Source organism: Nocardia sp. NPDC004582, from assembly GCF_053602115.1.
Map to the genome: position 1 here is coordinate 34854 of NZ_JBSGCY010000037.1, position 13626 is coordinate 48479.

The 13626-nt window shown below is 69.6% G+C and carries 12 protein-coding genes; 6 read left to right on the forward strand and 6 right to left on the reverse strand.

The genetic code is table 11. The annotated features are described in order from the left end of the window. Nucleotides 1–2: 2 nt before the first annotated feature. On the reverse strand, nt 3–443 hold the full coding sequence (locus ACWELJ_RS13600) for a nuclear transport factor 2 family protein (RefSeq protein ID WP_452366467.1): 441 nt from the start codon (nt 441–443) through the stop codon (nt 3–5). Between the two features lie 121 nt (nt 444–564). Here ACWELJ_RS13600 and ACWELJ_RS13605 point away from each other — a divergent pair, with 121 nt between their 5' ends. The 4 genes from ACWELJ_RS13605 to ACWELJ_RS13620 all read left to right on the forward strand — a co-directional run bounded on the left by ACWELJ_RS13605 (nt 565) and on the right by ACWELJ_RS13620 (nt 5744). Next, complete coding sequence (locus tag ACWELJ_RS13605) at nt 565–1401, forward strand: nitrilase-related carbon-nitrogen hydrolase (protein ID WP_452366468.1); 837 nt, start codon at nt 565–567, stop codon at nt 1399–1401. Then, a complete protein-coding gene (hydA, locus tag ACWELJ_RS13610; RefSeq protein WP_452366469.1) occupies nt 1398–2819 on the forward strand; it encodes a dihydropyrimidinase in 1422 nt (473 codons plus the stop codon). Before ACWELJ_RS13605 ends, hydA begins: the two co-directional genes overlap by 4 nt. A 28-nt stretch (nt 2820–2847) precedes the next feature. Next, complete coding sequence (locus tag ACWELJ_RS13615; protein WP_452366470.1) at nt 2848–3888, forward strand: TIGR03842 family LLM class F420-dependent oxidoreductase; 1041 nt, start codon at nt 2848–2850, stop codon at nt 3886–3888. Nucleotides 3889–4307: 419 nt separating this feature from the next. Beyond that, nucleotides 4308–5744 carry a lipase family protein gene (locus ACWELJ_RS13620; protein WP_452366471.1) on the forward strand — a complete coding sequence of 479 codons (1437 nt, stop codon included), beginning with the start codon at nt 4308–4310 and terminating at the stop codon, nt 5742–5744. Between the two features lie 7 nt (nt 5745–5751). Here the strand turns inward: ACWELJ_RS13620 and ACWELJ_RS13625 are convergent, their stop codons facing one another. Next, a complete protein-coding gene (locus ACWELJ_RS13625) occupies nt 5752–6270 on the reverse strand; it encodes an NUDIX hydrolase (RefSeq protein ID WP_452366472.1) in 519 nt (172 codons plus the stop codon). A 199-nt stretch (nt 6271–6469) separates the two neighbouring features. Here ACWELJ_RS13625 and ACWELJ_RS13630 point away from each other — a divergent pair, with 199 nt between their 5' ends. Next, nucleotides 6470–6853 carry a nitroreductase family deazaflavin-dependent oxidoreductase gene (locus ACWELJ_RS13630; protein ID WP_452366473.1) on the forward strand — a complete coding sequence of 128 codons (384 nt, stop codon included), beginning with the start codon at nt 6470–6472 and terminating at the stop codon, nt 6851–6853. A gap of 51 nt (nt 6854–6904) precedes the next feature. Here ACWELJ_RS13630 and ACWELJ_RS13635 read toward each other — a convergent pair whose 3' ends face one another. Next, nucleotides 6905–7408, reverse strand: coding sequence for a nitroreductase/quinone reductase family protein (locus ACWELJ_RS13635; RefSeq protein WP_452366474.1), 504 nt, complete (start codon nt 7406–7408; stop codon nt 6905–6907). 435 nt (nt 7409–7843) lie between these two features. On the opposite strand from ACWELJ_RS13635, the gene ACWELJ_RS13640 reads away from it, so the two are divergent. After that, the gene (locus ACWELJ_RS13640; RefSeq protein ID WP_452366480.1) at nt 7844–9388 is read left to right on the forward strand and encodes a glycosyltransferase family 39 protein; all 1545 of its coding nucleotides are present in this window, start codon (nt 7844–7846) and stop codon (nt 9386–9388) included. On the opposite strand, the gene ACWELJ_RS13645 is transcribed toward ACWELJ_RS13640, so the two are convergent. The 3 genes from ACWELJ_RS13645 to ACWELJ_RS13655 form a co-directional block, all read right to left on the reverse strand. Next, on the reverse strand, nt 9318–10802 hold the full coding sequence (locus ACWELJ_RS13645) for an ABC1 kinase family protein (protein ID WP_452366475.1): 1485 nt from the start codon (nt 10800–10802) through the stop codon (nt 9318–9320). The genes ACWELJ_RS13640 and ACWELJ_RS13645 overlap by 71 nt on opposite strands. A 96-nt stretch (nt 10803–10898) precedes the next feature. Beyond that, nucleotides 10899–12956 carry a CocE/NonD family hydrolase gene (locus ACWELJ_RS13650; RefSeq protein WP_452366476.1) on the reverse strand — a complete coding sequence of 686 codons (2058 nt, stop codon included), beginning with the start codon at nt 12954–12956 and terminating at the stop codon, nt 10899–10901. A 280-nt stretch (nt 12957–13236) separates the two neighbouring features. Then, a partial coding sequence (locus tag ACWELJ_RS13655) for a PucR family transcriptional regulator (RefSeq protein ID WP_452366477.1) occupies nt 13237–13626 on the reverse strand: 390 nt, incomplete at its 5' end.

Sequence of the window (13626 nt, forward strand, 5' to 3'; positions counted from 1 at the left end):
GCCTACCCGTGGGTGGCGAGCGGGCGATCCTCGGTCCAGTCGACGTGCAGGCGGCGTTCCCGGAATCGCCACCGGTGACCGTCGCGGGCGAAGGTGTCGGCGTAGCGGATGTTCATGACAAAGATCCGGGACCCGGTCGCGTCGTCGTAGACATGGGAAGCGGTGCAGTACGTTTCGCCGCGAACCGCCGCGCCGGAGAAGTCGAGCAGCTGGTTGGCGATGAGGTGCTGGGTGACGCGGTAGCGGTCGAGGGGTTTCATGGCGGCCTCGATCTCGGCACGCCCGCGGACCGTGGTGGCGGCCCGGCCGGATCCCCATTCGATGATCAACGCGCCGTCCTCGGTGAAGAGTTCGGCGATGGCGCTGTCGCGGCGGCGGTCGGCGTGCGAGGCGTAGGTCTCGGTGAGTTCGCGCAGGGCGAGGCGGTCACGCAGGGTATCCATGACTCTTCCTAACGCTCGCTCGGGTTTCGGGTATTCGATCCGGCCCACTGGCCGGGAAACTGTTCCCCAAATGTCGCCGTGTTTTCGCTGCCCGCCATCGCGAGAAGTGCAACATCAATGGATGGCGAATGTGCGAGCGGCGCTGGTGCAGACGAGCTGGACCGGCGACAAGGAGTCCATGATCGAGGCGCACGAGCACTACGCGCGCCAGGCGGCCGCGGCCGGAGCGAAGGTGATCTGTTTCCAGGAGCTGTTCTACGGGCCGTACTTCTGCCAGGTGCAGGACACCGCGTTCTACGATTACACCGAATCGGTGCCGGGCCCGACCGTGGAGCGGTTCGCGGCGCTGGCCCGCGAACTCGGCCTGGTCATGGTGCTGCCGGTGTACGAGCAGGAACAGCCCGGCCTGCTCTACAACACCGCCGCGGTGGTCGACGCCGACGGCCGCTATCTCGGCAAATACCGCAAACACCACATTCCGCATGTGCACGGGTTCTGGGAGAAGTTCTATTTCCGGCCCGGGAATCTCGGCTGGCCGGTCTTCGACACCGCGGTCGGCCGGATCGGCGTCTACATCTGCTACGACCGGCATTTCCCCGAAGGCTGGCGGGCGCTGGGCCTGGCGGGCGCGGAGATCGTGTTCAACCCCTCCGCCACCTCGCGCGGGCTGTCGGGCTATCTGTGGAAGCTCGAACAGCCCGCGTCGGCGGTGGCCAACGAGTACTTCATCGGGGCCATCAACCGGGTGGGCATCGAGGAGTACGGGGATGACGACTTCTACGGCACCAGCTACTTCGTCGATCCGGAGGGCCAATTCGTCGGGGAGGTCGGCTCCGACACCGCGCCCGAGCTGATCGTGCGCGACCTGAACATGGACCTGATCAAAGTGGTGCGCGACCGCTGGGCCTTCTACCGCGACCGCCGCCCCGACGCCTACGGAAAGCTGGTGGAGCCGTGAGCATCACCTTCATTCACGGCGGAACCGTGGTGTCCGCCACCGGATCCCAGCCCCTCGACATTCTCGTCGACGGCGAGACCATCGCCGCGGTCCTCCGGCCGGGCGCCACCGCGCTGGGCGCCGACCTGGCCGCGGCCGCCGACACCGTCATCGACGCCACCGGCAAATACGTGATCCCCGGCGGCGTCGACCCGCACACCCACATGCAGCTGCCCTTCGGCGGCACCGAGGCCTCCGACACCTTCGAGACCGGGACCCGCGCCGCGGCGTGGGGCGGCACCACCACCATCGTCGACTTCGCCGTGCAGAAACCGGGGGAGCGGGTACAGGACAGCCTGGCGCTGTGGCACGAGAAGGCGGACGGCCGCTGCGCCATCGACTACGGGTTCCACCAGATCGTCGGCTCGGTGGACGCCGAATCCCTGAAGGGCATGAGCGAATTGGTGGCCGCGGGCGTCACCAGTTTCAAACTGTTCATGGCCTATCCGGGCGTCTTCTACTCCGATGACGGGCAGATCCTGCGCGCCATGCAAACCGCCGGTGACCTGGGCGCGATGCTGATGATGCACGCCGAGAACGGGATCGCCATCGATGTGCTCGTCGAACAGGCACTGGCCCGCGGTGAGACCGCGCCGGTGTATCACGGCCTGACCCGGCCGTGGCAGCTGGAGGAGGAGGCCACCCACCGCGCGATCATGCTGGCGCAGTTGACCGGTGCGCCACTCTACGTCGTGCACGTCTCCGCCAAGCAGGCCCTGGAACAGATCGCGCGGGCGCGGGGCAAGGGGCAGAACGTATTCGGCGAGACCTGCCCGCAATACCTGTACCTGTCCTTGGAGGAGAACCTGGCCGCACCGGGTTTCGAGGGTGCGAAATGGGTGTGCTCGACCCCGCTGCGCGCCCGCGCGGAGGGGCATCAGGACGAGTTGTGGCGCTACATCCGCACCGGCGACGTCTCCACCGTGGCCACCGACCACTGCCCGTTCTGCATGAAGGACCAGAAGGAACTCGGACTCGGCGATTTCAGCAAGATCCCCAACGGGATCGGCGGCGTCGAACACCGCCTGGACCTGATGTTCCAGGGCGTGAAGGACGGCCGCATCTCGCTGGAGAAATGGGTGGAGGTGTGCTGCACCGCCCCGGCCCGGATGTTCGGGCTGTACCCGCGCAAAGGGGTGATCAACCCCGGCGCCGACGCCGATGTGGTGATCTATGACCCGAACGGGCACACCAGCATCGGGGTCGGCAAGACCCACCATATGAACATGGATCACTCGGCCTACGAGGGCTTCGAGATCGACGGCCACGTGGACACCGTGCTCGCGCGTGGCCGGGTGATCGTCGACGGCGGGCGGTATCTGGGCAGCGCCGGGCACGGCCGATTCCTGAAACGCGGTCTGTCGCAGAGCCTCATCTGACCCATCGGCTTGGAGGGAAGGTTCCGGCATGGACATCGGCGTGGTGCTGCAGTGCAACCCGCCCGCCTCCCGGGTGATCGAACTGGCCAGACTCGCGGAGACGCACGGGTTCTCGCACGTGTGGACCTTCGATTCGCACCTGCTGTGGCAGGAGCCGTACGTCATCCACAGCCAGATCCTCGCGGCCACCCGGCGTGTCGTGGTCGGGCCCATGGTCACCAACCCGGCGACCCGGGACTGGACGGTCACCGCGTCCACCTTCGCCACCCTCAACGACATGTTCGGCAACCGCACCGTCTGCGGGATCGGCCGCGGTGATTCGGCGGTGCGCACCCTGGGCGGACGGCCCGCGAACCTGGCCACGTTGCGCGAATCCATCGGCGTCATCCGGGAATTGGGCAATGGCCGCAGCGTGCGGATCGGGGACACCGTGATCCATTTCCCGTGGGCGAGCCGGTCGCGGCTGCCGGTGTGGGTGGCCGGATACGGGCCGCGCGCCCTGGAGCTCGCGGGGGAGGTGGGCGACGGGTTCATCCTCCAGCTGGCCGATCCCGACATCACCGCGTGGACCATCGCGCGGGTGCGCGCGGCCGCCGAACGCGCGGGGCGCGATCCGGACTCGATCACCCTCTGCGTGGCCGCCCCGGCCTATGTCACCGACGGCACGCCCGCGTCCCTGGCCCATGCCCGTGAGCAGTGCCGCTGGTTCGGCGGGATGGTCGGCAACCATGTCGCCGAGATCGTGGCGCGCTACGGCACGCACTCCGAGGTGCCGGCCGCGCTGACCGATTACGTCGCGGGCCGCCACGGCTACGACTACAACGAGCACGGCCGGGCCGGCAACCCGCACGCGGAGTTCGTGTCCGACGAGATCGTGGACCGGTTCTGTGTGCTCGGCACCCCCGACCAGCACCTGGCCCGGTTGCGTGACCTCGAGGCGCTGGGCGTCGACCAATTCGCGGTCTACCTGCAGCACGACGCCAAGACCGCGACCCTGGACGCGTACGGCGAATCGGTCCTGCCGCGCCTGGCGCCCGCGATCGATGCCACAGTGCACCAGTCTCTGTGATGTAGATCACACTTTTATCAAACCGATATAAACGCAGATGGAACCCGTTCTACCGTGTAACTCCGGTCGGGTTGCTGAAAGTTCTCCGGACAAAGGCCTTCCCTTTGATTGTGAACCGTGGATGATTCACATACCCGACATGCAATGGATAGATGAGGAGTAGCAAGTGACCGGATCCGCTGAGGATTTCCTGGCTGCAGTTCTGATCAAGACCATCACGGGTCTGTTCAGCGGCAGCGCCGGTGGTAGCGCCCAGCCGACCGCCTGAACATCGCAAGGAACCGACGGCCCATCGAATCGCGCGGGATTCGGTGGGCCGTCGGCGTATCCGGCGACCGCCGCCGATGGTCGAATCGAGACCTTCGCGACCGCCCTGGCCTCCCGCGTTCCCGCGCGGACATGTCGTAGCTTGATGGATCGTGAGGCATCTGACCGCAGCGATGTTGGTTCTGGGTCTTTCGATCACCCTGGGGCAGGCGCCCGCGCGGGCGGAGTCGGATCCGCCGACATCCGCCGCGCCCGCCGTCCCCTCCACCCGCTCGGCACCGGTGCCGGAGGCGCCGAATCCGCTGCAGCGGTGGATCGACGAGCATGTGCCCGCGCCGACGCAGATGGTCCCGCGCGCGGCGCGGCCGCTGGCGGCGCCGGGGGATCTGCCGCCGGAGTTGACGGCGTTCTGGAATGCCGTGCAGTCCCCGCCGACCGGGGACCCGCTGTTCGACGCGTGGCCCGCCGATCTCGCCCGCTACGCGCCCGGCGAGATGCTGGATTCGCGCGATGTGACGGGCTCGGCGCGCCCGACCATGCTGCTGTTGAACCTCACCGGCATCTCGCGTGCCACGCTGCTGAAGTTCCGCACCACCAATTCCGCGGGCGAGCCGTCGATCGGCACCGCGACCCTGGTCCTGCCGCCGCGGGAGTGGCCCGGGCCCGGCCCACAGCCGGTGCTCGTGAACGCGCCCGCCACCAATTCGCTCAACAAGCGCTGTACCCCCGGATATGTGCTGGCCCACGGCATGGAGGTACCGACCGGCAACGACTTCACCCCGTCGCCGACCACCTGGGCGCTCGAACACGGGTACGCGCTGATCATCCCCGATCACGAGGGGCCGCTGATGGCCTATTCGGAGCCGACCGTCGCCGGGCACAATGTGCTCGACGCGATCCGCGCGGTCCGCGGGTTCGCCCCGGATCGGTTCGGGCGCAGTCGTTTCGCCACGACCGGGTACTCCGGCGGCGCGATCGCGTCGAACGCCGCGGCCATGCTGGTGTCGGACTACGCGCCGGATCTGCTCCCGTACTTCGCGGGTGCGAGTTTCGGGGGACTGGTCAACGACTATCGCCGGTTCGCCCACACCTTCGACGGGTCCTACATCTCGGCGTTCCTGCTCAGCACCGTGCTCGCGCTCGGGCGGGAGCATCCGGAGATCCTCGGTCTGATGAATCACGCGGCGCAGTGGCTGGCGACCTCGCCGATCAAGGACAACTGCAGTGGCAGTTTCGGGGCGCTCGGGATCGCGCCCATCCCGGTCGACCTCATGGCCCGGGTCGACAAGTCGCTCGACAGCGCGGCGGCCGAATCGGTCTTCCGGCAGCTGAGCATGCGGGGCCGGAAATCGGGTGTGCCGCTGTTCATCTACCACGGCGTCCACGATCCGTGGATTCCCGTGGCGGAGGCCGAGGAACTGTGGCGCGCGCAGTGCGCGCTGGGGGTGGCGGCGACGAAGAACATCGTCGGCGGTGAACACCTCGCCGCCTATGTCAGCTCCTACGGCGCGACCATGGACTGGCTCGATCAACGCCTGCGCGGGGTCCCGGCCACGGGCAACTGCGCCGGGCCCGCGGGCGGGCGGTGACGCCGGTTCAGCGCAGCAGGTCGCCGATCAGCACCCGGGTGTCGGGGACGAACGGCCAGTGCGGGTCCTCCACGTAGGAGCGTAGTTCCTCGTCGCTCCACCACCAGCCGTCCACGATCTCCTCGGGCTGATGGGTGATCGGGCCGTCGTAGCGCAGCTCGTAGGCGAACAGGTGGCAACGCATCGGCCGGCCCTCCCATTCGCCGTCCCAGGCCGCGGCGGCCAGCGGGAGCGGCCGGTCGTCGTGCGGGCCCAGCACGATGCCCAGTTCCTCGGCCAGTTCGCGGACCGCGGCCTCGGCCGGATCCTCGCCCGGGCCCAGCACCCCGCCGGCCAGGCAGTCGTGCATGCCGGCGAAGACCGCCTTGGTGTCGGTCCGCTTGTGCACGTACACCTTCGACCCGTCGAGCGAGCGCACCAGCACGCCCGCGCTGGCATGCCAGAGGCCCCGCTCGTACACCACCGCGCGCTCCTGCGCGCCGACCTCACGTCCGACCGCGTCGTACACCGCGATCAACTCCGGCATGAACGGGCCCTCCTCGCCTGGCGCGCCGCGGGTCCCGGCGCTCTGAACAGCACTTTAGTGATGCCGCCCGACGGGCGCGCGGTACGGTCGGGTATCGCGGCGCGCCGCGGTCGCACGCGCTGTCACGAGGCCGCCGCCGGGGCGCGCGCGGCGGCGTAGCCTCAGGGGCGCAACCGTTTTCGTCAGGGAGGACGAGACCATGCCACTGCCGCGGACACTCGCGAGGATCAACCGCCGGATCAGCAATCCGGTGCTGGGGATCGCGGCCCGCGTCACGCCGCTGTTCGGGGTCGTGGTGCACCGGGGACGCAAGTCGGGGCGGGTGTACCGGTCGCCGGTCATGGTCTTCCGGCGCGACGGCGGCTACCGGATCGCCCTGACCTACGGGCGGAACGTGGACTGGCTGAAGAACATTCGCGCGGCGGGCAGCTTCGAGTTCGAGACGCGCGGGCACACCGTCACGCTCACCGACCCGGTGCTCGGGCACGATGCCAGCGCGTCCTGGGCGCCGCCGCTGGTGCGGCAGGTGCTGGTGGGTCTGAACGCCGCGGACTACGTCCAGGTCCGGCCCGCGGACCGCTGACGCCCGGCATGCTCGAAGGTTGCCGGGGGCGGCTTCGGGCCGTGCGACCGCTCAGCGCACCCGGAGCCGGATGATGACGCAGCCCTGCTGCCAGCTCTGGTACGCGTCGGCCCGGTTCGGATTGCCGTCGGCGTCGAAGCCGATGCCGTTGTACCTCGCCCACTGCTTGTTGTCGCGGGCGATGTCCTCCGAGAGCCGGACCACCGTGTCCGCGTCGGAGATCACCTCCGCGTCGGCGGGGCGTCGCGGGCCGCCGAACGACACCTCGATGGGGACGCCGGAGCGGATATTGCTCACCCAGGGACGCGTGCCGGCGCCGATCAGGATGTCGCCCGCGTGGCGGGTGTAGGCCACCGGCACGTCGTACCGTGTGCCGGACTTGCGGCCCACCACGTGCAGGATGCACAACCGCTTGCCGACCCGGAGGGACAGCACCGGCGCCCGCAGCAGGCCGCGGATGACGGCATTGATCAGGTTCTGGTACCAGTGGACGGACGCGGGGCCGGTGGTGCTCGGGGTGCCGTAGGGATTGGTGGCGGGTCTGTGGTCGGTCATGCCGACCTCCTTCGCTGAAAAGCGTGGCACGGCAGTCTCGCCCGGCATCGAGGAGAGGTGTCGGAGCCGCGCGGGCAGGGCCGCGGCCGGTGCGGCTCCGCGGTCGCGAGATCTTTGCGGGGATGCCGTCGTGCGGCGATCCACCTCTGAGTAATAGCCGAACCGAGCGACTGTAATCACGGTGGTGATTGGTATGACGCGGCCGGTGATCGATCCGGGTCATCGTGCTCGCCGAGACCCCGGCGAGCACGGTGTGCGGCGGCCTCGGTGCACACCCGTTGCGTGCGGTGCCCCCAGCGGACGGGCGTTTCGACACGGGTGCGTTTCTGACACTGGCGCAGGGCGCCGTGCCGCGTCCGAAATTTGCTGGAAGGAAGCTGTAGATTTCGAGTGTTCGCAGCATGATCCGGCGGCGAGGAGCGCGCGTTGACCGATGTGGTGGATCGACCGGCCCGGTCGAACGGTGGTGGACGGCATGCCAAACCCGTGGAACGGCCGCCGTTCGCGTGGCTGACCGTGGCCGCGGTCGCGGTGCCCGCCGCCGTGGTGCTGCTGCTGTCGGCGCGCCGCTACGGCTACTTCGGCGACGAGCTGTACTTCCTGGCCGCGGGCCGCCGCCCCGCGTTCGGCTATGCCGACCAGGGGCCGGTGCTGCCCTTGCTGGCGCGGCTGATGGACACCATCGCGCCGGAGTCCTACTTCGTGCTGCGGCTGCCCGCGGTCGCGCTGACGGTGACCGCGATCGTGTTGTGCGCCCTGCTGGCCCGTGAATTCGACGGCGGCCGCTGGGCGCAACTGCTGGCGGCCATCGGCTACGCGAGCTCACCGTTCCTGCTGTTGCAGGGCACCATGCTCACCACCAACGCGGTCGATACCGCGCTGTGGGTCATCATCACCTGGCTGGTGGTGCGCTGGGTGCGGTCCCGCGACGATCGGCTGCTGCTGGCCGCCGCCCTCGTCACCGCCGTCGATATGCAGGTGAAGTGGCTGATCCCGTTCTTCTGGATCGCGGTCGTGATCGGCAGCCTGCTGTGCGGGCCGCGGGAATTGGTGCGCAGGCCGCTGTTGTGGACCGGTGGCGCGATCGTGGTGCTGGCCACGGTGCCCGAACTCGTCTGGCAGGAACGCCATTCGTGGCCGCAGTTGAAGATGGGCGGGGTGATCGGATCCGAACAGGGGATCCTGGGCGGTCGGCTGCTGTTCCTGCCCATGTCGATCAGCCTGGCCGGATACCTCGGGGCGCTGCTGCTGCTGTGGGGATTGTGGGTGCTGCTGCGCTGGGATGTGCTGCGGCCCTACCGGTTCCTGGGCGTCACGCTGCTGTTGTTGTTCGCGGCCTTCCTGATCACCGGCGGGCGGATCTACTACGCGGCGGGCATGTACGCGGTCATGATCGCGGCGGGCGCGGTCGGCGTGGTCGGCACCGCCGAGCGCATCGCACCGCTGTGGCGGCGGCTGCTGACCGCGGGCATCGCCGTACTGGCCGTGGGCGCAACGGCTTTCACGCTGTACTCGACGCCGTGGCGGCCCGCTGAGGAGGTGCATCCGCCCAAGGACGATGCCGAGGCGGCGATCAATATCGGCGTCTACGGATCCTTCGGCTGGCACGAACTCACCGACGAGGTCACCCGCGCCTACGACGCGCTCGGTCCGGCCGAGCGTGCGCGCGCCGTCATCATCACCGACACCTATTGGCAGGCCGGCGCTCTCGACGAGTTCGGCCGCGCGCACCTGCCGCCGCTGTACAGTCCCAGCCGCGGCTTCGGCTACTTCGGCACTCCGCCCGACGACGCCTCGGTGGTGCTGGCCGTCGGCGGCTACGAGGCGGTGCTGCGCGGCCAGTTCGAGCACGTCGACCCGGTCGGCAAGGTCGACACCCGGCTCGGGTTCAAGGGCAACACCCAGGACGTCACCATCTGGAAGTGCTCGGGCCCGAAGAAGCCGTGGTCACAGGTGTGGCCGCAGTGGATGCACCTGTAATAGGCCGGACCACGGCCGCCGCGGACGTCTCCCGCTCGCGGCAGCGGCGCACCGCCGCGGCCAAACGCGGGAACGGCGCGGTCAATTCGTCGCTGAGCGGGCCGTGCAGGCCGAGCTGGCAGAGCACGCCGGTGGCCGCCAGGATGGTGCGCCCGATGGGCGCGTACTCCGGCGGGGTGGTGAGGTGGCGCGACACATTGGACAGGCTCGGCTCGGTGGCGCGCCGCACCTGCGCGCGCAGCCACGCCTGGCTCAGGTGGGCGTCGCGGTGCCGGTACAGGTCCACGATCGGGGCGACCATGCCGACCAGGTCGGCGATCGCGAATTCCCGTTCCGGGCGCACGAATCCGTGCTCGCGCAGCGCCGTCTCCAGGTCGGCGGGGTCGCCCTCGAGGGCCGCGGCGCCGATATCGCCCACCAGGGCGGGGAATTCGGCCGGGAACGGTGAGCACGCGCCGAAGTCCAGGACACCCAGGCGGCCGTCGGGCAGCACCCGGAAATTACCCGGATGCGGATCGGTGTAGAGCAGTCCGGTCCGGGCGAAGCTCGCCATCACGAAACGCGTCACCAGCAGCCCGGCCCGGGTGCGCTCGGCGGGCGTGCCCGAGGCGATCACCCGGTGCAGCGGAACGCCGTCGAGCCATTCGGTGACCAGCACATCGCCCTGCTGATCGACCACGGCCGGGATGTGGAAGTCGGGGTCGCCGGCGAAGGCGGCGGCGAAGATCCGTTGCGTGGCGGCTTCTTCGGCGTAGTCGAGTTCCGCGCCGATGCAGACGGCGAACGCCTCGGTCACCGCCCGGGTGTCGAGGTCCGGGGCGAAGACCTTGGCCAGCGGCGCGAGCCGGCGCATATGCTCGAGATCCGCCGCGACCGCCGCGCGCGCCCCGGGATACATGAGCTTCACCGCGACCCGCCGCCCATCCGGCCACACCGCGCGATGCACCTGCCCCACCGAGGCGGCGGCCGCCGCGCGAGTGTCGAACTCGGCGAACCGATCCCGCCACCCGTCGCCCATCGACGCCGCCATGGCCCGATCGACCGCGGCCGGCAGCATCGCGGGCACCGAATCCTGCAGTCGCGTCAGCGCCTCCCGATACGGCTCGCCCAGCTCCGGCGGCAACGCCAGCTCGTAGAGCGCCAGCAGCTGACCCAGTTTGGCCGCGACGCCCTTGAGTTCGCCCAGCACCTCGAACATGTGCTGGGCGGTGCGCGCCTGGATATCGAGTTCGACCTCGTGCGACGGGGTTCCGAGCGCCCGCCGTCCGAGCCCGCCCGCCCGGCGCGCGGCATAGGCCACCGGCAGCGCGGTGATCTTGGCGGTGCGGGCCGCCGAGCGGGTCGGCAGGCCATCGGCCGTCCCGGTCGAGCGGCGGCGCGCGCGCCGGAAACCGCCCTGGCGCGGTTCGAGCATCGAGAACCTCCGAAACGTCGAGAGCCTCACTGTGTCACGGTGTCGATCTTCGCGGCTGGGCGGCGGTGACCGCAAGGACCGGGTGCGGGCGCCGGCCTAGCGCTCGAACGCCGAGGCCGGTCCCAGCGGCACCACCAGCGCCGACGGATACGCGGCGGTCCGCTGGATCTGCTGCGAGGTGCCCAGCAGGCGGCCCAGATCGGCCGGGTTCGGGATGGTCGACGGGAAGGTGCCGCTGGTGATGCGCAGGCGCAGCGCGTGGCCGGGCTCCAGGCGGTGGAAGGCGGGGCGGATCTTGATCTCCATCCGCGCCACCTCGCCGGGGGAGAGCAGCTGTTCGTTCTCCTTCAGCACGGTGTGCTCGGGCGCGTACACGGTCCCGTCGCCGGTGCGCCAGGTCTTGCCGTCGTCGAGGGTGCGCTGGCTGGCCAATTGCGAACCGCCGGTGATGTTCACGGCCGTCCCGTCCGGCGCGACATCGTCGAGCCACACCTGGAAGGCGGCATCGGAGCCGGTGGAGGACGCGTAGAGGGTGACGGCCGACGGCCCGGCCAACATGGTCGGCTCGGTCACCGGGTCCATGGTGTAGCGCAGCCCGGCGGTGGGGTTCTGCACCCATTCGGTGCACGGGTTGGAGACGGTGAAGATCCGGAACACGAAGTCGAACAGGCCCGCCGCCCACTGGCCCAGCGTCTCGCGGTTGCAGATCGTGTCGATTCCGGTGTAGTCCAGCCGATCCGAGGCTTCGGCGGCGGTCGGCACGTCCGCGACGAGGCGGTCGCCGTCGAAGTAGCGCCGCTCGACGGTGGTCTGCTCGAACGGGTAGCGCGCGGTGTCGGCGGCGGTGTTGTCGGCGTCGATGACGTGCAGCGGCGTGCGGGTCTCGTCGATGCCGTTGGGAATGTCCTTGAGCCACCGGTCGAACCAGGCCAGCGTGATCTGGTCGGTGTCCATACGCGAGCCGGGACCCAGCCCGAGTCCGACGTGATACCAAGGGCCCATGAGCAGTTGGTAGCGTCCGTCGGTCTTCTGATCGGGCGCCATCGGCGCGAACTGGTCGCGCCCGGCGGCCAGGTTCTGCAATTGCGCGTAATTGCGCACCGCGCCTTCCTGATACAGGTCCCACCAGCCGTCCACCTGGTACATGGCGATGCCGTTGTCGACCAGGTTGTGCAGGTCGGTCTCGAAACGCCGCTCGCGCCACCACGAGTTGTCGTAGGCGGTGGGTCCGCCGGTGTAGGCGTCGAAGAGCAGTTTCACGGTGCTGGTGTCGGGTCCGGCCAGGGCGGCGAGGTGGTCGCCGAGGGACTTCAGGAAGGTCTGCGGCGACAGCGGCGCGGTCAGGAACGGGCCGATCAGGCTCAGGTACGGGACCATGAGCGAGATGACGGTCAGCAGCAGCGGGCTCATCATGCCGTCGTGGTCGAGCACCTCGTCGAAGATATTGTTGGGCACCGCGAACGGCACGATCGCCCGCAACGGCGAATCGGGTCCGACGGTCTCGGCGGTGCGCATGGCGGACAGGCCGGGGAACGAGTAGCCGTACATGCCGACCTTGCCATTGGAGCCGGGCAGCTTGGCCGCCCAGTCCACCAGCTCCGCGCCATCCTTGCCGTCCTGCTGCGAGGCGGGGCTCCACGCGCCGGTGGACCCGCCGGTGCCGCGCACGTCCGCGGTCACCTCGATGTAGCCGTGGCGGACCAGCATGTCCTGCATGGAGGTGGCCTGATTGATGACCCGGCGCGCGTCCTTCAGCTGATCGGGCAGCTGGATGCGCAGCTCGTCGATGACCGAGGTGATGGCGGCGGTCAGCGCGCTGGCGACCGCGCCGTAGGTGGTGAAGTTGACGACCACCGGGAACTCGCCCGCGGCCCGCTGCCCGGTCGCCGGATCGGTCGGATACCGCACCTCGGCCTGCAACTGAGTCCCGTCGGACAGTGAAACCACCTGTCCCAGTTGATAACCCACCCCGTACCGCTCCGGCGTGGGCCGGTAGTCGGAGGGCAGGCCGAAATTCGCGGGCGCGTCGGGCACCGGCCCGAACACGGGCGCGGCCGCGACCGGTGTGGTGGCGGCGATGGTCATGGTCAGCGCGGAGAAACCGGCAACGGCCCACGGGGCCAGGCGGCGGCGCGGACGGAAGGAGCTACTCAACGAACTACCCCTGCGGATTTCGGGAGGCCCCGGCCGGCGCGAGCCGGATGCCGCGCCGCACGACCTCGTCGTCGGCCTTCAGCACACCGCACAATGCCCACACGTCGGTATCGGCAATCGCCAAGAGTGTGGACGAAGGCATTGTGCAGCCGACCAAACCGCGGGCGCGGGGGAACGAGCGGGAGCAATGCGTCGGCCCGCCACATCGGTGCGGGCCGTGCGGGGGCAGACCGGCGGCGAGGTGTCGTCGCGCAGCGGATGGGGTCGGTGGCGACGCGAACTATGGTGCGAAACAGGCGGTTTCGAGCCGCCGCGCGATTCGGGCGGCCGACAGGGTCATCGCGTCCGTTGGGCGGTGCGGATCCAGCCCCGTCAGCTCGTGCACCCGGGCCAGGCGATAGGTGACGGTATTGCGGTGGACGTTGAGCAGCCGGGCGGTGGCCAGCTGGTTGAAGCCGGTGTCGACGAAGACGTCCAGGGTTTCGGTCAATACCGTCTGGCTGTCCAGGGGCTCGAGCACGGCGGCCAATCCGGGGCGCGCGGAACCGCCCGCGGCGACGGTGTATTCGAACATCAGGTCCGCGCGGCGGCAGACCGGGTGCGGGCGGCCCAGGCAGCGGCCCAGCTCGGCCAGCGTGCGCGCCTCGGCGAACACCTCGGGGATCGCGGC